Origin of the sequence: Streptomyces mashuensis (genome assembly GCF_014654785.1) — a bacterium.
Classification (GTDB): domain Bacteria; phylum Actinomycetota; class Actinomycetes; order Streptomycetales; family Streptomycetaceae; genus Streptomyces; species Streptomyces mashuensis.
In genome coordinates, this window is the sequence record NZ_BNBD01000010.1 from 194,228 (window position 1) to 214,332 (window position 20,105).

A 20,105-nucleotide genomic window follows, 5' to 3' on the forward strand; every position below is an offset into this window, starting at 1 on the left:
CCAATCCCCACGGCCGGGTGATTAGGCCCTTCGCAGCGCGGTTACCCATCAGCCATGCTGTTCCGCAGGCGGAGGGAGAGAGCGGCGCGGGCCGTCCGCGACGCGGCCGCCACCGGCTTCACCGTGCTCGACCGCCGCCTGCCGGCCGCGGAGACCGCCCGGCAGCTGCTGCGCAAGGCGTTCCCCGACCACTGGTCGTACCTGCTGGGCGAGCTCGCCCTCTACAGCCTCGTCGTGCTGCTGCTCACCGGCAGCTGGCTCACCCTCTTCTTCGACGCGAGCATGGCGGAGACCGTCTACGAGGGGTCCTACGCGCCCCTGCGGGGCCTGCGCATGTCCCAGGCGTACGCCTCCACGGTGGGCATCAGCTTCGACGTCCGCGGCGGGCTGCTGATCCGTCAGGTGCACCACTGGGCGGCCCTGGTGTTCGTCGCCGCGGCCGCCGTGCACATGCTGCGGATCTTCTTCACCGGCGCCTTCCGCCGCCCCCGCGAGGCCAACTGGGCCATCGGCGTCACCCTCTTCATGCTCGCCCTCTTCGAGGGCTTCTGCGGCTACTCCCTCCCCGACGACCTGCTCTCGGGCACCGGCCTGCGCACCGCCAACACCATCGTGATGTCGCTGCCCGTCGTCGGCACCTACCTCAGCTGGTTCATCTGGCACGGCGCCTTCCCCGGCACGTCCCTCGTCCCGCGGCTGTTCATCGTGCACGTGCTGTTCGTGCCGGGCGCGCTGCTCGCGCTCGTCGCCGTCCACCTCTTCCTCGTCGTCTACCTCAAGCACACCCAGTGGGCCGCGCGGGGGAAGACCAACCGCAACGCCGTCGGCCAGCCGTTCTTCCCGCAGTTCACCGCCCGCTCCACCGGCCTGTTCTTCATCGTCTCCGGCGTCCTCGTCGTCCTCGGCGCGCTCGCCCAGATCAACCCCGTGTGGAACTACGGCCCCTACCGCCCCGACCAGGTCGCCTCCGACGCCCAGCCCGACTGGTACGTCGGCTTCCTGGAGGGCGCCCTCCGGCTCATGCCGCCGTGGGAGAACACCGTGGCCGGGCACACCCTGATGGCCAACGTGCTCGTACCCGCCGTCCTCCTGCCCGGCCTGCTGTTCCTGCTGCTCTACGCCTACCCGCTCGTCGAGCGCTGGGTGACCGGCGACCGGGGCGAGCACCACCTGTGCGACCGGCCCCGCGACCGCCCCACCCGCACCGCGTTCGGCGCCGCCGCCGTCACCTGCTACGCGCTGCTGCTCGTGGCCGGCGGCAACGACGTCATCGCCTACACCTTCCGCGTCTCCGTCGAGGGGCTGACCTGGTGGCTGCGGATCCTCGTCCTCGCCGGGCCCGTGGCCGCCTTCCTCGTCACCAAACGCCTCTGCCTCGCCCTCCAGGCCCGTGACCGGCGCCGGCTGGAGGAGGGCGAGGAGACCGGCGACGTCGCGCAGAGCGTCTATGGCGGGCTCGGCGAGAGCCGCCGCCCGCTGCCCGCCGCCGACCGCTACCGGCTGCTGGTGCGCGACGTGCCCCTGCCGCTCGAACCCGCCCGCAGGCCCGTCACCCGGCGGCGCCGGCTGCGCGAGGCCCTCAGCACCTGGTACTACCGCGACCGCGTGGAGATGCCGGTCACCGAGGAACAACGGGCGCAGATCTCCGGCCGGCTGGCCGGCCCGGCCCTGGAGGAACCGGGACCCGGTGCCGACACGGCCGCCGCGGAGACCACGCAGGCGCAGGCCGGTCAGGAGCCCTGACCCTCGCGCAGCAGCGGCAGCACGCGCGTGCGGTAGAAGTCGAAGAACCCGCGCTGGTCCGGGCCGATCTGGTTGACGTGCACCCGGTCGAAACCGGCGTCGGCGTACGCCCGCAGGGCCGCCGCGTGCTCCTCCGGGTCGTCCCCGCACGTCACCGCGCCGGCCACCTTCTCCCTCGTCACCAGCTCCGTGGCCTGCTCGAAATGGGCGGGCGTGGGCAGCACCTGGTTCAGCTCGCCCGGCAGCTGCTCCACCGCCCACAGCCGGTGCACCAGGTCCACGGCGGCCTCCCGGTCCGGGCCCCAGCACACCTTCACCCCGCCGAACACCGGCTTCCCGGCGCCGCCCCCGGACCGGAAGCCCTCCACAGCCTCCCGGTCCGGGTCCACCGCCACCAGCCCGTCGCCGATCCGCGCCGCCACCTCCAGGGCGCGCGGGCCGAACGCCGACACGTCCACCGGCACCGGCTCGTCCGGCACCGTGTACAGCCGGGCGTTCTCCACCGTGTAGTAGGTGCCGCGGTGGTTCACCTGCCCACCCTCGAACAGCCGGCGCATCACCTCCACGGCCTCCACCAGCATCTCCAGCCGCACCGCCGCCGGCGGCCAGCGGTCGCCCAGCACGTGCTCGTTGAGCGCCTCGCCGCTGCCCACCCCCAGCCGGAACCGGCCCGGCCCCAGCAGCACCGCCGTCGTGGCCGCCGCCTGCGCGGTGACCGCCGGGTGCATCCGTACCGTCGGGCACGTCACCGCCGTCTGCACCGGCAGCGACGTGACCTGCCCGATCGCCCCGATCACCGACCACACGAACGGGCTCTGCCCCTGCGCATCGGTCCACGGGTGGTAGTGGTCGGAGATCCACAACGAGGTGAAGCCCGCGTCCTCCGCCATCCGCGCCTGCTCCACCAGATCCCGCGGCGTGTTCTCCTCGCAGGACAGGAAGTACCCGTACTCGGTCATGCCGCAGCCCTCCCGGTCGTGGCCGGCCCCACGGCCCCGGGTAACCCCGCCCGCCCCACCGCAAACCCCCGCCGCCCCCTCCGGCTCAGCCCTCCCCGGCGTCCCACGCCTCCAGCGGCCGCACCGCCGGACCCTGGAGCACCGAACCGTCCACCGCGAACCGCGAGCCGTGACACGGGCACTCCCACGCCTGCTCGGCGTCGTTGAACGCCACCAGACAGCCCAGGTGCGTACAGCGCGCCGACAGCCTCCGCACCGTGCCGTCCGCCGCCCGGTGCACCGCGCACGCCCGGCCGCCCATCCGCACCACCGCGCCCGTCCCGGGCGCCACCTCCTCCGGCGACTCCACGTGCGGCACGCGCAGCCGGTCACCCACGAAGTGCTGCGCCACCGTCGCCTGGTGCCGCAGGAACGCGGGCGCCTCCCGCAGTGCGCTGCCCACCCGCCGCGGGTCGTACAGGTCCGCCCACGCCGGCCGCAGCCCCGTGATCAGGTCGGCCAGCAGCCGCCCCGCCATCACCCCGCCACTCATACCCCACCCGCCGAAGCCCGTCGCCACGTACGTGTGCCGGGACCCGGCATGGAAGGGCCCCACCAGCGGCACCGTGTCCGTGGAGTCGTTGTCCTGCGTCGCCCACCGGTGGGTGATCTCCAGCCCCGGGAAGTGCGCCCCCGCCCAGTCCGCCAGCCGCCCGAACCGCTCCGTCACGTCCGCCGTACCCGGCGTGAAGTGCTCACCCGTCACGATCAGCAGCCGCCGCCCGTCCGGACCCGGCGCCGTGCGCACCGACCGCGTGTCGTTCTCCTGCGTGATGTACATGCCGCCCGGGTCCCGGTCCGCGGCGAGCGGGCCCGCCACCACCAGCTCGCGGCGCGGCGAGAGCCGCGTGAACAGCAGCGCCCGGTCGAACACCGGGTAGTGCGTGGCCACCACCACGTCCCGCGCCACCAGCTCCGCCCCGTTCTCCGTCGTCAGCCGGCACGGCGTGCCCTCGTCCAGGCCCGTCACCCGCGTCAGCTCGTACACCGCGCCGCCCCGCGCCACCAGGTCCTCCGCCAGCGCCAGCAGATAGCGCCGCGGGTGGAACTGCGCCTGGTCCTCCACCCGCACCGCGCCCGCCACCGGGAACGGCAGCCCCGTCTCCCGTACGTACGAGGCCGGCAGCCCCGCCTGCTCCGCCGCGTTGGCCTCCTCGCGCACCGCCGCCACGCCCGCCGGGTCGGTCACGTACGTGAATGCCGGGCGCCGCTCCAGCTCGCAGTCGACCCCCAGCAGACCGGCCACCTCCACCACCCGCTCGACCGCCTCCTGCTGCGAGCGCGCGTACAGCCGGGCGCCCTCCGGGCCCCGCGTGCGGCGCAGCCCCGCGTACACCAGCGTGTGCAGCGCCGTCAGCTTCGCCGTGGTGAAGCCAGTGACCCCGGCGGCGATCCGGCCGGCCTCCAGGACCGCCACCGAACACCCCGCCCGGCTCAGCTCCCACGCGGCGCTGAGCCCCGCCACGCCGCCGCCGATCACCGCCACGTCCACCTCCGCACCGGCGCCCGAGGTCAACGGCGGGTACGAGGTGGCCGGTGACGTGGCCATCCAGTGGGATGCGAAGACGCCGGGCAGGGCCGGGGGGCCGGCCGCGCCGGCAGCAGGACTCGCCATGCCGGACGGGTTCCCCGGCCGCGCCCCGGCAACCCGGGGCCGGGCGGGCGGTTCCCCCGTTCGGCCGTCCCGCCGCCGCGGCCGCGGCAGGTTTTCCCCGCCCGGCAGGGGGAACCCGGGGAGCGCCCCGGCCCCGGAGAGCACCTGGAGCACACATGCGGGCCCTGACCTGGCACGGCAAGCGGGACGTCCGCGTGGAGACCGTCCCCGACCCCCGGCTGGAGAAACCGGACGACGTGATCGTACGGATCACCTCCACCGGCATCTGCGGCTCGGACCTCCACCTCTACGAACTGCTGACGCCCTACCTCACCCCGGGCGACATCCTCGGCCACGAACCCATGGGCGTCGTCGAGGAGGTGGGCACCGGGGTGACGGCGGTGGCCCCGGGCGACCGCGTCGTCGTCCCCTTCAACGTGTCGTGCGGCGACTGCTTCATGTGCGACCGCGGCCTGCACTCCCAGTGCGAGACCACCCAGGTCCACGCCCACGGCAAGGGCGCCTCCCTCTTCGGCTACACCAAGCTCTACGGGCAGGTGCCCGGCGGGCAGGCCGAGTACCTGCGCGTGCCCTTCGGCAACACCCTGCCGGTCAAGGTCGAGCACGGGCCGCCCGACGAGCGCTACGTCTACCTCTCCGACGTGCTGCCCACCGCCTGGCAGGCCGTGGACTACGCGGCCGTACCGCCCGGCGGCACCGTCACCGTCCTGGGCCTCGGCCCCATCGGCGACATGGCCGCCCGCGTCGCCCTGCACCGCGGGGCGAGCGAGGTCATCGGCGTCGACCTCGTGCCCGAACGCCTGGAGCGGGCCCGCGCCCGCGGCGTGACGGTGCTGGACGCACGCGAGCACGGCAAGGACCTCGTGACCGCCATTCGCGACCGCACCGACGGCCGGGGCACCGACGCCGTCGTCGACGCCGTCGGCATGGAGGCCCACGGGGCTCCCGTCGCCAAGGCCGGCCACTTCCTCGTCGGACTGCTCCCCGGCGCCCTCGCGGAGAAACTCATGGACCGCGTCGGCGTCGACCGGCTGGCCGCCCTCTACACGGCCGTCGAGGCGGTCCGGCGCGGCGGCACCGTCTCCGTCGTCGGCGTCTACGGCGGCATGGCCGACCCGATGCCGATGATGACGATGTTCGACAAGCAGATCCAGCTGCGCATGGGCCAGGCCAACGTGCACCGCTGGGTCCGCGAGATCCTGCCGCTGCTCAACGACGCCGACCCGCTCGGCGTCCAGGGCTTCGCCACCCACACCCTGCCGCTGGAGGAGGGCCCGGACGCCTACCGGACCTTCCAGGCCAAGGAGGACGGCATGGTCAAGACCCTGCTGACGCCCTGACCCGGGAGACCACCGTGACCGCGTACGACGACATGACGACGCCCGCCGACGCCCCGCACCCCCGCGCCGTGGTCTTCGACGTGGACGGCACCCTCGTCGACACCAACTACCTGCACGCCGTCACCTGGTGGGAGGCGCTCCGCCAGGCCGGCCACCATGTCGCCATGACCGACGTGCACCGCACCATCGGCATGCCCTCCGGCGGCCTGCTCGACCGGCTGCTGGGCCCCGACCGGGACCGGGACGAGGACGACGCCCTCAGCGCCGCCCACAAGACGCTCTACGCCACGTGGTTCGACCGCCTGCCGGCCCACAACGGCGCCGCCGCGCTGCTGCGCGCCCTCGCCGACCGCGACTGGCGGGTGGTCCTCGCCACCTCCGCCCAGGGCTCGGAACTCTCCGCGCTGCGCCGCGCGCTCGACGCCGACGACGCCATCCGCGCCGCGACCAGCGCCGACGACGTCGAGGCCGGCAAGCCCGCGCCCGACCCCGTGGAACAGGCCCTGGCCGAGGCCGACGTGCCCCCGGCCCGCGCCCTCTTCGTCGGCGACACCGTGTGGGACGTGAAGGCGGCCCGCGCCGCCGGCGTGGACTGCGTCGCCCTGCTGTGCGGCGGCATCGGCCGCGCCGAACTGGAGGAGGCCGGCGCCGTCGCGGTCTACCGCGACCCCGCCGACCTCCTCGCGTCCCTGGACGACAGCCCGTTCGCCCGCCTGGACGGCTCCTGACCTCTACCGCCGCTCCGGCGACGGGCGGTACACCAGCAGCGCCTCGCGGTCCTTCCGCAGCGTCAGCGACGGGGGCGCCGGCGCCACTTCGCCGTCGTACGCCAGATGGGTGCCCGGCGGGATGCCGGTGACCGACAGCCGCCGGGCCCGCACCACCCGCAGGACGGGGGAGTGGCGGACCGCGCCGGTCAGCGCCGCCAGCAGCAGACGGGTGCGGGCCAGCCGCCCGCCGTGCACCAGCCGTACGTCGAGCAGGCCGTCCGCGAGGTCCGCGCGCCGCACCGGCGCCATGCCCGGGCCGCGGTACAGGCAGTTGCCGGCGAAGAGCAGCCACACCGTGCGGCGCCGCCCGTCGACGCGCAGCCGCACCGGGCGCGCGGTCCGCAGCACGTGCACCGCGGCCGCCACCCCGGCCGGCCAGGCGCCGATCCGCGGCGCCCAGCGCTCCCGCACCCGGACCAGGTCCGGGTAGGCGCCGATGCTGAAGGTGTTGAGGAACCGCAGCCCCTCGAAGCGGCCCACGTCGACCGCCACCGCCTCGCCGGCCTCCACCGCCCGCGCCGCGTCGGCCACCGTGGCCACGCCCAGGTCCCGGGCGAAGTGGTTGTACGTGCCGCCGGGCAGGACCGCGAGCGGCAGCCCGTGCCGCGCGGCCGCCGTCGCCGCCGCGTTGACGGTGCCGTCGCCGCCGTGCACGCCGAGGGCCCCGCCGAGCTCGCGGGCCCGGGCGGCCGCCTCCTCCAGGAGCCGGGCGAGGGAGTCACCCGGCCCGCACGTCACCACCTCGGCCTGCGGCAGCGCCGACCGGATCGCCGGGACCGGGTCCGCGGGGCCCGCTGCACGCTGCCCCGAGACGCAGTTGGCGACCACCACCAGCCCCCGGCCCCCGGGCAGCGCGGGCGCATCCGGGCGGGCGGGCGCCTCCGGCACCTGCCGGGGCCGGCCGGGGGCCAGGCCCCGCACCACGAACGCCGCCCCCGCCCCGAGGGCCGCACCCGCGAGGACGTCACCGGGGTAGTGGACGCCGGTGTAGACGCGGGAGAAGCACACCGACGCCGCCAGCGGCGCCAGCGCCAGCCCCCACCACGGGCTCTCCAGCGCGACCCCGGTGGCGAACGCCGCCGCGGACGCCGAGTGCCCGGACGGGAACGACGTGGTCACCGGCTGCCGCGCCAGCCGGCGCACCACGGGCACCAGGTCGGCGACCGGCCGCACCCGCCGCACCGACCGCTTGCCGACGGTGTTGACCGTCGCCGAGGCCAGCGCGAGCGACAGCGTGCCGCGCAGCGCGGCCCGGCGCACCGCCGGCCCGCCCAGCAGCGCCGCGCCCGCCGCCACGCCGAACCACAGCACCCCGTGGTCGGCGCTCCGCGACAGGCGCGGCAGCACCCGGTCGCCGCCCGGCCAGTGCCGCTCGGCGACCCGCCGGAACAGTGACCGGTCCCACGTACTCAGGGCGACCAGCACGGGAGAGGGGTAACCGGTCCTCGCGCGGGTATGCCGGGCCGCCGCCGCGGTCACCCCCGGCAGCAGCCCGCGCCGCCCGCTCCTCAGCCGTCCCCGCATCGCTCCGACCTCCTCGCTTCCTGCCCCATTGCGGTCCCCGTGTCCCTTCCCGCCGCGGGGGCGCGCCCGCCGGTGCTGCGGCGGGCGCGCCCCCGTTCCGTCACCCGGACGGGCCGGGCCCGGGCGGTCAGTCGTTGCGGAAGGCGCCGCGCACGGCGTCGCGGGCCCGGTCGGCCACGGCCGCGGCGGGGCCGAGCAGCAGGTTCTTCGTCGCCGACTCGGTGCCGGGGTGCGGGTGGGTGGGGGCGACGGCCTCCGCGGCCCGGACGGCCCTGGCCATCTTCCGCAGCCGGTCCGGGTCGCCCTCGGCCCGCAGCCGGGCGAACTCGCGTTCCTCCTCCGCCTCTGCGTGTGCCAGCACCGCCTCGCGCAGCGTGGTGAACTCCTTCACGAACTCGGGGCCGTCCGGGTCCAGCCGCTCCAGGTGCTGGAGCGTCCGCTTGGCCTCGCGTTCCTCCGCCAGCCGGTCGTCCACCACGTGGTCGCCGCGGTCGAGGGCGTCGCGCGCGTAGGGGTGGACCACTTCCTCCTCGGCCGTCTCGTGCACGGCGAGCAGGTGGACCAGCCGCCGGAAGCAGTGCCGGCGCTGTTCGCCCGTGCGCGCCAGCACCTCGTCGAACAGGGTGCGGATGTCCCGGTGCTGCTCGCGCAGCAGCGCCACGACGTCGTCGGGGTTCTCCTGGGCCACCATGAGCTCCTCCTTCGTTCGCGGGTCTGTCCGTCGACGGCAACGCAGCTACCCCGGCCCGCCGCGCCGACACGTCCGGCGGGCGGACGCCACCCCGGCGGGGCACACTCGTAGCCGTGGCGCGACAGCACAAGGACCGCGACGAGGACCACGACGAGGCCCGCCCCGACGACGAGGCGTACGACGCCGGGCCGTACGTGCCGCGGGGTGCCGGCCTGGACGCCCTGCGCGAGGCGGCGCACGGCTGCCGGGGCTGTCCGCTGCACCGGGACGCCACCCAGTCCGTCTTCGGCTCCGGGGACGCCTCCGCCCGCCTGGTGCTGGTGGGGGAGCAGCCGGGGGACCAGGAGGACCGCAAGGGGCTGCCGTTCGTGGGGCCCGCCGGGGGCGTGCTGATGCGGGCCGTCGACGAGGCCGGCATCGACCCGACGGAGACCTACGTCACCAACGCCGTGAAGCACTTCAAGTTCGAGCCGGCGCCGCGCGGCAAGCGCCGCATCCACAAGACGCCGGGCCTGCGCGAGATCGGCGCCTGCAAGCCGTGGCTGGTCGCCGAGCTCCAGCTGATCGACCCGGAGGTGGTCGTCGCCCTGGGCGCCACGGCCGGCAAGGCGCTGTACGGCTCCTCCTTCCGGGTGTCGCAGCAGCGCGGGGTGGCGCTGCCGATGCCGGCTCTGGACGGCGGCGCGGCGGGGGAGGGCGTGCTGGTGGCCACCATCCACCCGTCCGCCGTGCTGCGGGCCGACGACGCCGACCGCGCCGCGATGTACGCCGGCCTGGTGGCCGACCTGCGCGTGGCCGCCCGGCTCCTCCGCTGACCGGCCGCCGGCGGGCGGCGGTCGGCCCCGCCCGTGTGACCTGGAACACCACCCTCCGTGACCAGGTCCGCCGCACCGGGTGACGCACTGCACAGCGGATCGTCTTCCCCGGCCGGGGAAGCGCTTGTGACGATGGCGGGGACGCCGAAGCAGGGCACCCGCGCCATGGCAGCGCGACCGCCCCGGCGTCCTCCGGCCCCCCGTCCCGGGTTCGCACCCGGCGGGTTCCCGACGCCCGGACCGCTGTGCCGCCCCACCGGGGCGCTCCGCAGGCCGGCGCGGACGCCGGCCCCGCCGATGCCCCGACCCCCGGAACGGACCCTTGCGCGTTTCCTCCGCGAACCCCGCCGACACCCCTGCCCGGATCCCCGCCCTGCGCCCCGTGCGCGCGCTGCTGCGCCGCCGCGGCGCCGGCGCGGGCGAGGACCGCTCGCCGTGGCGCTGCCTGCGCAGCGCCAGCATGCGCTGGTGGTCGCTGGCCAACCTGGTGTCCAACCTCGGCACCTGGATGCAGCTGACCGTGCAGAACCTGCTCGTGCTCCAGCTGACCGGCTCCGCCGCCGCCACCGGCCTCTCGCTGTCCGTGCAGGCCGCCCCCGGCCTGCTCTTCGGCCTGCTGGGCGGCGCCGTCGTCGACCGGATGCCGCGCAAGCTCGTCGCCGCCGTCAGCCAGGCCCTGCTGGCCCTGGTGGCGTTCACCACCGCCGTGCTGGTGGCCCTCGGCCTGCTCACCGTGCCGGTGCTCATGGGCCTCGCGGCCGTCACCGGCCTGATCGCCACCGTCGACGGCCCGGCCACCGCCCTGCTCGGCAACGACCTGGTGCCCGAGGAGGACGTGCCCTCGGCCATCGCCCTGGGCTCCGTCGTGCACAGCGTCGGCCGGCTGGCCGGCACCGCTCTGGCCGCCGTCGGCATCGCCGCGATCGGCACCGCCGGCGCCTACGCCGTCAACGGCGCGTCGTTCCTCTTCGTCACCGCGGTCATCCCGTTCCTGCGGCCCGCCCGGCACGCCCGCGAGGCGGCCCGTGCGGCCGCCGCCCGCCCGCGCGGCGCGGACCGCCGCGAGGAGCGCGGCGGCCTGTCGTTCTTCCTCAACCGGCGCGCCCTGGTCGCCCTCGCCGTGATCGCCGCGGTCAGCGCCGTCCTCGGCCGCAACTACCAGCTGACCCTGGCCACCCTGGTCACCGGCCCCCTGCACGGCGGCGCCGGCGCCTACGGCCTGGTGTCCGCGCTGCTCGCCGTCGGCGGCATCGTGGGCGCCGTGGTGGCCGGCCGGCTGCGCCGGCCCACCGTGCGGATCGTGGCGCTGCTGGCCGCCGCGGGCGGCCTGCTCCAGGTCTTCGCGGGCCTGAGCCCCGCCCTGATGGTGCTGCTGGTGATGGTCGTCCCCATGGCGGTCGTGGAGTCGGTGTCCGACACGGCCACCACCACGGTCCTCCAGACCGACCCGCCGCCGCACATGCGCGGCCGCGTGCTCGGCGTGTGGCGCAGCCTCAGCACCAGCTGGAACCTGGCCGGCCCGCCGCTGCTGGGCCTGCTGGTCCAGGGCGCGGGCGAGCGCGGCGCGCTCGTCCTCGGCGGCCTCGCCATCGCCGCCGTGATCGGCGCGGGCTTCCTGGCCCACCGCCGTCGCAGCGCCGTGGCCCGGCCCGTGCCCGCGCCCGCGCCGGCCGTGGTGCCGGAGCCGGCGTTCCAGACCGCCGCCTGACCCTGACCCCGACCCGGTCCCGGCCGGCCGCCGGACCCGGCGGCCGGCCGTCCGGCGGTCAGGTGCCGACGGCCACCAGGATCACCAGCACCACGATCACCAGGATGAACAGCACGGTGATCAGCAGGCAGGGGATCGCCCCCCACCGCTTGACGCGGTCGTAGGGCTGCTTGGGCCCGGCCTCGGAGAGGCTGCCCTCGCCCGGCGGCGTCTCCGCCGGCGGGCCGCCCCGGGGGATGCGGTCCGGGTCGGGGCCCGGCTGCGGTGCGGTCATGGTGGGACCTGCCCTTCCTGTCCGTGCCCTGCGTACGGGTCCTGCCCGCCGCCGGTGCCCAGGCTGTCCGCGGCCCGGGTGGCCAGCAGGGTGCTGGACCGCCCGTCCAGATACGGCAGCAGCACCGCCTGCCCGCCCCACGAGGCCAGCTGGGCCGCCTCGGGAAGCTGGCCGACGGCGTAGTCGCCGCCCTTGACCCAGATGTGCGGCCGCAGTCCGGCCAGCAGTCGTTCGGGCGTGTCCTCGTCGAACACCGCCACGGCGTCCACGCACTGGAGCGCCCGCAGCACCCGCACCCGGTCGGCCAGCGGGTTGATGGGCCGCCCGGGGCCCTTGCGGCGGCGCACCGAGGCGTCGGAGTTGAGGCACACGATCAGGCAGTCGCCGATGCCGCGGGCCTGCTGCAACAGGCTGACGTGCCCGGCGTGCAGCAGGTCGAAGCAGCCGCCGGCCGCCACCACCGTGCCGCCCGCCGCGCGCACCCGCTCGGCCAGCCGCAGCGCGTCCCCGCCCGCCGCGGCGTCCCCGTCGCCGCCCCCGGCGCCGCCCGCGCCGTCCGGCGCGGCCCCGGGCGCGGCCGTCAGCGCGCCGCCCTCGGCCACGTACCGCGTGGCCGCCGCCACCGCGCCCTGCACCGCCTCCGCCGGCAGCACGCCGTCGCCCAGCAGCCCCGCCGCCGTGGCCGCGAAGCAGTCGCCGGCCCCGCAGGCGTCGCCGCCGTGCCGGGCCGCCGCCGGGACGAACAGCGGACCGTCGCCCTGGCACAGCAGCGCCCCGCGGGCGCCCAGCGTCACCGCCACGCCCACCGCGCCCCAGCGGCGGACCAGCGCGGCGGCCGTCCGCGCCACCGCGGCCAGCTCGTCCCCGTCGGCCGCGTCCGGACCGGCGAAGCGGCGCGCCTCCTCCCCGGTGGGGGTCACCAGCCGTGCCCCCGGCACCGGGGGCCGGCCCCGCGGGTGCGGGTCCCACACCAGCGCCGTGTGCGGCGCCCGCGCCGCCAGTTCGTCGCGCAGCACGTCGGCGGCGCCCCGCGCGTAGTCCGCCACCAGCACGGCCGGCGCCCCGGCCAGCGCCCGGCGGGCCGCGTCCGTGACGCCCGCCGCCCGGCCCGTGCCCCGGTCCAGGCGCACCACCGGCCGCCCGTCCGCCATCACCCGGGTCTTCTCCGCCTGCGGCCCGTCCAGCGGCAGCGGCACCAGCGTCAGCACCGGCTCCAGCATCGCCCGCAGCCGCCGCCCCGCCGCGTCGTCGCCCAGCGGCGCCACCAGCGTGACCTCCCGGCCCGCCCGCGCCGCCAGGTACGCCGCGAGCGCGGCGCCGCCCGGCCGCAGCCGCTCCTGGCAGTCGTCGAGGACCGGCACCGGCGCGTCCGGCGCCAGCCGCTCCGCCGTGCCCACCAGGTCCCGGTCGAGCAGCGCGTCACCGACCACCACCAGCGGCGCCGCGGCCCTCACGGCGCCCCCTCGGCGACACCCAGCGCCGCGTCGAAGGCCGCGCACATCATGTGCACCGCCACCAGGTGCAGCTCCTGCACGGTCGCGGTGGTGGCGGCCTCCACGCACAGCCGGTCGTGGCCCGCCTCCGCCAGCGGGTTGGGCGCGGGCCCGGTGAGCGCCCACACGTCCGCCCCCGACTCCCGGCCGGCCGCCGCCGCGCGCAGCAGGTTGTCGCTGCGCCCGCTGGTCGACAGCAGCACCAGGACGTCGCCGGGCCGGGCGTGCGCCCGCACCTGACGGGCGAACAGCTGGCCGGCCCCGTAGTCGTTGACGATGGCGGTGCAGCTGGAGGTGTCGGCGTGCAGGGCGATCGCGGAGAACGGCGCCCGGTCCTCGCGGTAGCGGCCCACCAGCTCGGCCGTCAGGTGCTGGGCCTGGGCCGCGCTGCCGCCGTTGCCGGCGGCCAGCAGCCGCCCGCCCGCGCCCAGCACGGCTGCCAGCCGGACGCCCCACCGCCGGGCGGTGGCCGCCTCCTCCTGCCGGAACCGTTCCAGGGCGGTCAGCAGCCGCCCGCAGTGGTCGTCCGGCGCCACCGGCGCCCGGTGGCCGTTGACACGGGTGACGGTCATCGCGGGGCTCCTGACGGTACGGGGGCGGGCAGGACGACGCGGTCGTACACGTGCTCCACCCCGTCGGCGACCCGCTGCCAGGTGTACCGTGTCACGGCGCGCCGCCGCCCGGCCCGCCCGTACGCGTCGAGCCGCTCGGGGCACTCCAGCAGCTCCCGCACCGCGTCGCCCAGCACCGTCGGCCGGCCCGGCGGCACCAGCAGCCCCGTCCCGCCGTGCGCCACCGTGTCCCGGTGCCCGCCCACGTCGGTCGCCACCACCGGCACCCCGCACGCCATCGCCTCCAGCGGCACGATGCCGAACGGCTCGTACGCCGGGGTGCACAGCACCACGTCCGCGCTGCGGATCAGCGCCGGCACGTCCTCGTGCGGCACGCAGCCCAGCAGCACCAGCCGGTCCGCCACCCGCAGCCGGCGGGCCAGCTCCAGCAGCCGCTGCGCCTCCGGGTCCCTGGCCAGCCCGTCGGCGGGCGGCCCGCCCGCCACCACCAGCTCGGCGTCCGGGACGCGCCGCAGCGCCTGGAGCGCCACGTCCACGCCCTTGCGCGGCACGAGCCGGCCCACCGTCAGCAGCCGGTACCGGGCGCGGCGCGCCGGGGACAGGGAGATGCGGCCGCGGGCGGCGAAGTGGTCGGTGTCCACGCCGCACGGCACCACCGAGCAGCGTTCCGGCGGGATGCCCATCAGGCCCAGCTCACGCACCTCGTCCGAGCAGGTGGCCAGCACCCGGGCGCAGGCCGCGCCGATCCGTCTCTCCACCTCCCGCCGCTCCGGCGGACTGGTGTCGGCCACGCCCTGGTGACGCCGCTTCACGGTGCCCAGCGCGTGGTAGGTCTGCACCACGGGCACGCCCAGGTCCCGCGCGCCCGCCAGCGCCGCGGCGCCGGACATCCAGAAGTGCGCGTGCACCACGTCCGGCCGCCACGTCCGCCAGGCCCGCGCCAGGTGGGCGCCGAACGCCGGCATGTGCGCGAACAGGTCGTCCTTGGGCAGCACCCGCGGCGGGCCGGCCCGTACGTGCTCCACCACGGCCCCCGAGGGCAGCGGCACCCGGTCCGGTGACACCGGGTCGTCCCGGCGGGTGTAGACGGTCACCTCGTGACCGCGCTCGGCCAGCAGCCCGGCCAGGCGGGCCACGTACACGTTCTGCCCGCCCGCGTCGGGTCCGCCGAGCGCGGCGAGCGGGCTCGCGTGCTCGGACACCATGGCGATTCTCATCGGGTCACCTCCTTGATCAGCCGGTCCCAGTCGTCCAGGAACCGGGCCAGCCCGTAGCGGCCGAGGGCCGCCGCTCGGGCGGCCCGGCCGGTCTCCCGGGCCAGTTCCGGCTCCGCGACGAAGGCGCGCACGGCGTCGTGCAGCACCTCCGGCCGGTTGGAGACGACGCCCGCCTCGGGCGGCACCGCCTCGGTCACCTCCGTGGTGGCCAGCGCCACCACCGGCATCCCCAGGTGCATGGCCTCCAGCAGGGAGAGCCCCAGGGACGTCCAGCGCACCGGGTGCAGGTACACCCGGCGCTCCGCCATCGCCCGGTGCAGCTCGCGCTGCACCAGCTCCCGGCCCCGGCACCGGTCCGGGGCCAGGCCCAGCTCGCCGGCCAGGCCCTCGGTGCCCATGCCGAAGACGTCCAGCGGGGCGGCGCCCGCGAAGTACGGCAGCAGGTCCGTGCCCGTCGTCCGGCCCCGCCGCAGCGGCTCGTTGACCACCACCACGGCCCGGGTGAGCCGGCCGGTCCACAGCGGGCCCGGGTCGACCACGCCGTGTTCGATGACGGTGGTGGGGGTCGTCCCGCAGTCCCACATCAGCCGGTTGAAGTGGGTCACGTGCACCACCGACAGCCCGGGCCGGCCCGCGGCCGGGTGCCGGGTGTCCGGCACGTTCCCGCCCGGCGCGTTGTGCTCCAGGTAGACGGTCGGCACGTCGACGCCCGGCCGCCGGCCCAGCCACCGCCGCGCGAGCTCGAACTCGTGCGGCCGTTGCAGCACCAGCAGGTCGACGTCCTCGGCCCGCAGCCGCCCCGGCGCCACCTCGACCACCGACTCCGGCCAGTCGAAGGTCCGCGCCCGGCCCAGCCCGTCCGGGCCGCGGTCGGGGGTCACCGGCACCAGATACGTGTGCGGGCCCTGGACGAACGCCGTCGTCCACGAACCGTGCACGTGCCACAGCAGGATCCTCATGACGTCCGCTCCGTCCGCTCCGTACGTTCCGGCTCCAGGCCGGGCGTCCGCCCGGTCAGCTTCTCCACCGCCGCCAGCACGTCCCCCGGCGAGACCCCGGCCAGGCAGGGGTGGCCCGGCACCGGGCACTCCCGGGCGCGGCTGCCCGCGCACGGCGCCCGCTCGTCGCCCAGCAGCACGTGCGGCACCCCGTACGGCGCCCACCGCTCGGCCGGCACCACGGGCGCGAACAGCGACACCACCGGGGTGCCCACCGCGGCCGCCAGGTGCGCCGGGCCGGTGTTGCCCACCACGACCGCCGCCGCCCGCGCCAGCACCCCGGCCAGCTCCGCCGGCGTGGTGCGGCCGCCCAGGTCCTCCGCGACGCCCCCGGCGACCGCGGCGGTCAGCTCCCGCTCGCCGGGGCCGCCGGTGACCACCACCCGGTACCCGGCCCGCACCAGCACCCGTACCGCCGCCGCGCACCGCTCCCGGCCCCACTGCCGGGCCGGCACCGCCGCCCCCGGGTGCACCACGACGTAGCCGTCGCCCGCCACCGGGCCGCCGCCCTCCGGCACCCCGCGCAGCGCCAGCCGTCCGTCGTCGCCGGGCGGCAGCGGGAAACCGGCCGCCGCGGCCAGGTCGAGGGCCGCCCGCACCTCGTGCCGGTGCGGGGCCCGGCGGTGCCGCAGGTCCAGCAGCGCCCCCGGGTAGTCCTCGCAGTCCGCCGCCAGCCGGCCCACGCCCGCCATGCGCAGCAGCAGTGCCAGCGGCAGCGGGCTCTGGTGGAACGACGTCAGCACCAGCCCCACGTCCGGCGGCGCCTGCGCCAGCCGGGCCACGAACCCCTCCACGCCGGCCCGGTCCACCGCCGGCGGCGCGAACCCCACCCACGGCGCGTCCCACACCAGCACCTCGTCCACGCCCGGCAGCAGCCGCGCCGCCGGCTCGCCCAGCGGCCCGCACAGCAGCGTCGTGTGGTGCGCCCGCGCCGCCACGGCACGGACCGCCGGCCCGGCGAGCAGCACGTCGCCGAAGCTGTCCATCCGCGCCACCAGCGCTCTCACCGCGGGCCTCCCTCCACCGCCGGGACCGCCACGGGCCGCGCCGCCGCGGCGAGCACGGCGTGCACCGCCGCCGGCAGGTCCGCCGCCCGCCACTCGGCGCGCAGCACCTCCTCGCGGCGGGTGGCGCGCGTCGGCACCAGCACCCCGCGGGCCCCGGCCGCCCGCGCCGCCTCCATGTCGCTGCCGATGTCGCCGATCACCACGCAGTCGGCGGGGTCCACGCCCAGCTCACGGGCGGCGCGCAGCACCAGCCCCGGCGCCGGTTTGCGGCACGCGCACCCCTCGTCGGGGCCGTGCGGGCACACCGCCCACACGTCGAACGGCCCCAGCAGCCGCTCCACCCGCCGGTTGACCCGCCGCACCTGATCGGACGTCAGCAGTCCCCGGCCGAGCCCCGACTGGTTGGTCACCACGCCCGTCCGCACGCCCCGCCGGCGCAGCAGCGTCAGTGCCGACCGGGCCCCGGCCACCGGCATCACCCGCGCCGGGTCGCCGTTGTACGGCACGTCACGGATGAGCGTGCCGTCCCGGTCGAACAGCACGGCCGCCGGCAGCCGCCCGGCTATTGGACCGTCGTTCCTCACGGGACCGCTCCCTTCCCCGTCACGGCCCGCACGGCCGCCGGTGCCGCCACCGGGGCCGGCCGGGCCGCGGGCAGCGGCCGCGCCGACCGGTGCCGCCACATGCCGCGCAGCCGGTGACAGACCGCCACCGGCGGGATCACCACGCTGGTGGCCACCATGGCCGCCACCTCCGCCGCCGTGCGCGGCCCCGGCGCGATCCGCGCCCACGCGAACTCCGCCGTGCCCAGCGCCCAGCTCAGCGCCGCCAGCGCGGCCGCCTCCGGCCGCCGCGCCAGGGCCAGGGCCAGCGCCAGCGCGCCGGCGGCGGTGACCGCCGCGTGCGCCCGCAGCCGGCCGCGGGGCGCCTCCGCCCGCCGCCACCAGTCGCGCCCGTGCAGCCGCCGCATCAACGCGTCGTCGGCGTTGCCCGCCTGCGCCCGCACCGACGCCCAGCGCCCCGCCGGCCGCACCGGGTGCCGCGTCCGCCGCCGGCCCCGCTCCAGCCGCCAGCCCGCGCCGCACACCCGCAGCGCCAGGTCGGCGTCCTCCCGGAACGCCCGCGGGAACCGCTCGTCGAAGCCGCCCACCGCCGCCAGCACCGCCGTCCGGTACGCCATGTCGGCCGTCGCCCACCGGGCGCCGGCCAGGCCCGCCGTGTTCCGCTCCCAGTCCGTGGGCCGCCGGTCCGCGGGCAGCGGCACCTCCAGCGAGCCCTGCACCCCGCCCACGCGCGGCCCCGCCGCCACCAGGTCCCGCAGCACCTCCGTGCGCCACAGCCGGCCCACCCGCACGTCGTCGTCGAGGAAGACCACCCAGGGCGCCGACACCGCCCGCAGGCCGGTGTTGCGCGCCGCCGCCGGTCCGCGGCCGCCGCTGCGCAGCAGCCGCGCGCACGGCTCCAGCGGCCCCAGCGGCTGCAGGGACAGCGGCGGACGGGCGTGCCCGCCCCCGGGCCGGTCGTCCACCACGACGACCTCCCGGGGCGACGGGCCCACCGACGCGGCCAGCGCCGCCAGACAGTCCGCCAGACACGGCCGCCCGACGGTGGGCACCACCACGGCGTACGCGGCGCCCTCCGTGCTGCCGGCGTTCCCGGCCCCGCTCATGCGCCCGGCCCCGCTCATGCTCCCTCCCGCTCCGCGTACATCCGGCCGCGCCGCACCGCGTACGGCCCGATCGCCAGCAGGTCCACCGGCGCCGAGCCGAAGCACTCCAGCGCGTCCCGGGGATCGTCGACCATGGGCCGGCCGGCCGTGTTCAGGCTGGTGTTGACCACGACGGGCAGCTTGGTGCGCCGCTCGAACGACGCCAGCATCCGCGCCACCAGCGGCTCCCGCGCCGGGTCCACCGTCTGGATCCGCGCCGTGCCGTCCACGTGCACCACGGCGGGGATGCGGTCCCGCCAGTTCCGGGCCACGTCGTGCACGAAGAGCATGTACGGGCTGGGCAGCGGCCCCGCGAAGATGTCCGCGGCCCGGTCGGCCAGCACCATCGGCGCCACCGGCCGGAACTCCTCCCGCCCCTTCACGTGGTTGAGCCGCTCCAGGTTCTCCGCGCGGCCCGGGTGCGCCAGCAGCGACCGGTGCCCCAGCGCCCGCGGTCCGTACTCGCTGCGGCCCTGGAACCACGCCACGATGCCGTCCCGCGCCAGCTCCTCCGCCACCGCCTCGGCGATGTCCGGCGGCCGCTCGTACGGCACCCGCGCCGTCTCCAGCCAGTCCCGCAGCGCCTCGTCGGTCCAGCCCCGGCCCAGGTCGGCGCCCGGCATCGGGGCCACCTGCCCGTCCGCGGCCGCCAGCTGGAGCGCCGCGCCCAGCGCCGTGCCCGCGTCGCCGGCGGCCGGCTGCACCCACACCTCGCGGAACGGGCCCTCGTTCGCGATGCGCGAGTTCGCCACGCAGTTGAGCGCCACCCCGCCGGCCAGGGCCAGCGACCGGGCGCCGGTGCGCCCGTGCAGCCACCGCGCCAGGTCCAGCAGCAGCTCCTCCAGGCACACCTGGGTGCTCGCCGCCAGGTCCGCGTGGTCCTGCGTCCACTCCTGACCCGGCACGCGCGGCTCGGTGAGCGCCGCCCACGGCACCGCGTGCGCCCGGAACCCGCCGTCGCCCGTGGCGTGCACGTGCTCCCGCAGCTCGGTGAGGAACCGCGGCTTGCCGTACGCCGCCAGCGCCATCACCTTGTACTCGTCGCTGCTGCGCAGGAACCCCAGGTGCGCGGTCAGCTCCTCGTACACCAGGCCCAGCGACTGCGGCAGCTCCTGGGTGCCCAGCACCTCCAGCTCCCCGCCGGTGTAACGCCCCGCCAGGTGCGAGGCGCACTCGCCGCGCCCGTCCAGCACCAGCACCGCGCTGTCCGGGTGCGGGCTCGCCAGCCCCGCCGAGGCGGCGTGCGCCACATGGTGCGGCACGAACCGCACCCGCTCCGGGTCCAGCCCCGGCAGCGCCTCGGCCAGGAACGACGGCGCCTCCCGCGCGTACGTCTGCCGCAGGTGGTCCCACGGGTCGTGCAGCCCCAGCTCCCCGGCGGGCCGGGCCAGCGCCGGGTCGTACGAGTAGCCCACCAGGTCCAGGTCGGCCGGGGTCAGCCCGGCGTGCTCCAGGCACCACAGCGCGGACTGCCGCGGCAGCTCCCACGCGGCGAACGGGACGGGCCTCTTGCCGTGCTTCCGCCGGGAGAACCGCTCCTCCTCCGCGGCCGCGACGACCCGTCCGTCGACGACCAGCGCGGCCGCCGGGTCGTGGAAGAGGGCGTTGATTCCGAGGATGCGCATGGCGTGC

Annotated in this window: 18 protein-coding genes; 5 read left to right on the top strand and 13 right to left on the bottom strand. The window is 77.2% G+C overall.

Features of this window, described 5'->3' with window-relative positions; translation table 11 throughout:
* Positions 1-54: 54 nt before the first annotated feature.
* A complete protein-coding gene (gene qcrB / locus IE305_RS23100) occupies positions 55-1,743 on the top strand; it encodes a cytochrome bc1 complex cytochrome b subunit (protein WP_190131602.1) in 1,689 nt (562 codons plus the stop codon).
* Here qcrB and IE305_RS23105 read toward each other — a convergent pair.
* Positions 1,731-2,702: a TIGR03557 family F420-dependent LLM class oxidoreductase gene (locus IE305_RS23105; protein ID WP_190131603.1), complete on the bottom strand. Its 972-nt coding sequence runs from the start codon at positions 2,700-2,702 to the stop codon at positions 1,731-1,733. The two genes, qcrB and IE305_RS23105, sit on opposite strands and share 13 nt — an antisense overlap.
* Positions 2,703-2,787: 85 nt before the next feature.
* Positions 2,788-4,356: an FAD-dependent oxidoreductase gene (locus IE305_RS23110; protein ID WP_190131604.1), complete on the bottom strand. Its 1,569-nt coding sequence runs from the start codon at positions 4,354-4,356 to the stop codon at positions 2,788-2,790.
* 155 nt (positions 4,357-4,511) lie between these two features.
* Here IE305_RS23110 and IE305_RS23115 point away from each other — a divergent pair, with 155 nt between their 5' ends.
* Both IE305_RS23115 and IE305_RS23120 read left to right on the top strand, forming a co-directional pair.
* Positions 4,512-5,696, top strand: coding sequence for a zinc-dependent alcohol dehydrogenase (locus tag IE305_RS23115; RefSeq protein ID WP_190131605.1), 1,185 nt, complete (start codon positions 4,512-4,514; stop codon positions 5,694-5,696).
* A gap of 32 nt (positions 5,697-5,728) precedes the next feature.
* Positions 5,729-6,424 carry an HAD family hydrolase gene (locus IE305_RS23120; protein ID WP_190131671.1) on the top strand — a complete coding sequence of 232 codons (696 nt, stop codon included), beginning with the start codon at positions 5,729-5,731 and terminating at the stop codon, positions 6,422-6,424.
* A 3-nt stretch (positions 6,425-6,427) separates the two neighbouring features.
* Here the strand turns inward: IE305_RS23120 and IE305_RS23125 are convergent, their stop codons facing one another.
* Together IE305_RS23125 and IE305_RS23130 are read right to left on the bottom strand one after the other, a co-directional pair.
* On the bottom strand, positions 6,428-7,990 hold the full coding sequence (locus IE305_RS23125; RefSeq protein WP_190131606.1) for a bifunctional phosphatase PAP2/diacylglycerol kinase family protein: 1,563 nt from the start codon (positions 7,988-7,990) through the stop codon (positions 6,428-6,430).
* 127 nt (positions 7,991-8,117) lie between these two features.
* Positions 8,118-8,681, bottom strand: a complete 564-nt coding sequence (locus tag IE305_RS23130; RefSeq protein ID WP_190131607.1) for a hemerythrin domain-containing protein — start codon at positions 8,679-8,681, stop codon at positions 8,118-8,120.
* Between the two features lie 113 nt (positions 8,682-8,794).
* Here IE305_RS23130 and IE305_RS23135 point away from each other — a divergent pair, with 113 nt between their 5' ends.
* Both IE305_RS23135 and IE305_RS23140 read left to right on the top strand, forming a co-directional pair.
* Positions 8,795-9,496, top strand: coding sequence for a UdgX family uracil-DNA binding protein (locus IE305_RS23135; RefSeq protein WP_190131608.1), 702 nt, complete (start codon positions 8,795-8,797; stop codon positions 9,494-9,496).
* Positions 9,497-9,956: 460 nt separating this feature from the next.
* A complete protein-coding gene (locus IE305_RS23140) occupies positions 9,957-11,204 on the top strand; it encodes an MFS transporter (protein ID WP_373311728.1) in 1,248 nt (415 codons plus the stop codon).
* 58 nt (positions 11,205-11,262) lie between these two features.
* Here the strand turns inward: IE305_RS23140 and IE305_RS23145 are convergent, their stop codons facing one another.
* Genes IE305_RS23145 through IE305_RS23185 form a run of 9 tightly spaced genes read right to left on the bottom strand, consistent with a single transcriptional unit; the run spans position 11,263 to position 20,098 of the window.
* Positions 11,263-11,478: a DUF6480 family protein gene (locus tag IE305_RS23145; RefSeq protein ID WP_190131609.1), complete on the bottom strand. Its 216-nt coding sequence runs from the start codon at positions 11,476-11,478 to the stop codon at positions 11,263-11,265.
* Complete coding sequence (gene rfaE2, locus IE305_RS23150; RefSeq protein WP_190131610.1) at positions 11,475-12,932, bottom strand: D-glycero-beta-D-manno-heptose 1-phosphate adenylyltransferase; 1,458 nt, start codon at positions 12,930-12,932, stop codon at positions 11,475-11,477. The genes IE305_RS23145 and rfaE2 overlap by 4 nt, the downstream gene beginning before the upstream one ends.
* Positions 12,929-13,543: a D-sedoheptulose-7-phosphate isomerase gene (locus tag IE305_RS23155; protein WP_190131611.1), complete on the bottom strand. Its 615-nt coding sequence runs from the start codon at positions 13,541-13,543 to the stop codon at positions 12,929-12,931. Before IE305_RS23155 ends, rfaE2 begins: the two co-directional genes overlap by 4 nt.
* Entirely contained in the window at positions 13,540-14,760 is a 1,221-nt protein-coding gene (locus IE305_RS23160; RefSeq protein ID WP_190131612.1) for a glycosyltransferase, read from the bottom strand. Before IE305_RS23160 ends, IE305_RS23155 begins: the two co-directional genes overlap by 4 nt.
* Positions 14,757-15,719, bottom strand: a complete 963-nt coding sequence (locus IE305_RS23165) for a glycosyltransferase (protein WP_190131613.1) — start codon at positions 15,717-15,719, stop codon at positions 14,757-14,759. The genes IE305_RS23160 and IE305_RS23165 overlap by 4 nt, the downstream gene beginning before the upstream one ends.
* Entirely contained in the window at positions 15,716-16,765 is a 1,050-nt protein-coding gene (locus tag IE305_RS23170; protein ID WP_190131614.1) for a glycosyltransferase family 9 protein, read from the bottom strand. Before IE305_RS23170 ends, IE305_RS23165 begins: the two co-directional genes overlap by 4 nt.
* Positions 16,762-17,349, bottom strand: coding sequence for a D-glycero-alpha-D-manno-heptose-1,7-bisphosphate 7-phosphatase (locus IE305_RS23175; RefSeq protein WP_229891387.1), 588 nt, complete (start codon positions 17,347-17,349; stop codon positions 16,762-16,764). The genes IE305_RS23170 and IE305_RS23175 overlap by 4 nt, the downstream gene beginning before the upstream one ends.
* On the bottom strand, positions 17,346-18,452 hold the full coding sequence (locus IE305_RS23180) for a glycosyltransferase (RefSeq protein ID WP_229891389.1): 1,107 nt from the start codon (positions 18,450-18,452) through the stop codon (positions 17,346-17,348). The genes IE305_RS23175 and IE305_RS23180 overlap by 4 nt, the downstream gene beginning before the upstream one ends.
* Positions 18,449-20,098 (bottom strand): carbamoyltransferase family protein, encoded by a 1,650-nt coding sequence (locus IE305_RS23185; protein ID WP_190131615.1) that lies wholly within the window; start codon positions 20,096-20,098, stop codon positions 18,449-18,451. The genes IE305_RS23180 and IE305_RS23185 overlap by 4 nt, the downstream gene beginning before the upstream one ends.
* Between the last annotated feature and the right edge of the window lie 7 nt (positions 20,099-20,105).

Excerpts from the sequence above, each read along its gene's own strand:
- qcrB (WP_190131602.1), top strand. The coding sequence starts at position 55 with ATGCTGTTCCGCAGGCGGAGGGAGAGAGCGGCGCGGGCCGTCCGCGAC.
- IE305_RS23105 (WP_190131603.1), bottom strand. The coding sequence starts at position 2,702 with ATGACCGAGTACGGGTACTTCCTGTCCTGCGAGGAGAACACGCCGCGG.
- IE305_RS23110 (WP_190131604.1), bottom strand. The coding sequence starts at position 4,356 with ATGGCGAGTCCTGCTGCCGGCGCGGCCGGCCCCCCGGCCCTGCCCGGC.
- IE305_RS23115 (WP_190131605.1), top strand. The coding sequence starts at position 4,512 with ATGCGGGCCCTGACCTGGCACGGCAAGCGGGACGTCCGCGTGGAGACC.
- IE305_RS23120 (WP_190131671.1), top strand. The coding sequence starts at position 5,729 with ATGACGACGCCCGCCGACGCCCCGCACCCCCGCGCCGTGGTCTTCGAC.
- IE305_RS23125 (WP_190131606.1), bottom strand. The coding sequence starts at position 7,990 with ATGCGGGGACGGCTGAGGAGCGGGCGGCGCGGGCTGCTGCCGGGGGTG.
- IE305_RS23130 (WP_190131607.1), bottom strand. The coding sequence starts at position 8,681 with ATGGTGGCCCAGGAGAACCCCGACGACGTCGTGGCGCTGCTGCGCGAG.
- IE305_RS23140 (WP_373311728.1), top strand. The coding sequence starts at position 9,957 with ATGCGCTGGTGGTCGCTGGCCAACCTGGTGTCCAACCTCGGCACCTGG.
- IE305_RS23145 (WP_190131609.1), bottom strand. The coding sequence starts at position 11,478 with ATGACCGCACCGCAGCCGGGCCCCGACCCGGACCGCATCCCCCGGGGC.
- IE305_RS23155 (WP_190131611.1), bottom strand. The coding sequence starts at position 13,543 with ATGACCGTCACCCGTGTCAACGGCCACCGGGCGCCGGTGGCGCCGGAC.
- IE305_RS23160 (WP_190131612.1), bottom strand. The coding sequence starts at position 14,760 with ATGAGAATCGCCATGGTGTCCGAGCACGCGAGCCCGCTCGCCGCGCTC.
- IE305_RS23165 (WP_190131613.1), bottom strand. The coding sequence starts at position 15,719 with ATGAGGATCCTGCTGTGGCACGTGCACGGTTCGTGGACGACGGCGTTC.
- IE305_RS23180 (WP_229891389.1), bottom strand. The coding sequence starts at position 18,452 with ATGAGCGGGGCCGGGCGCATGAGCGGGGCCGGGAACGCCGGCAGCACG.
- IE305_RS23185 (WP_190131615.1), bottom strand. The coding sequence starts at position 20,098 with ATGCGCATCCTCGGAATCAACGCCCTCTTCCACGACCCGGCGGCCGCG.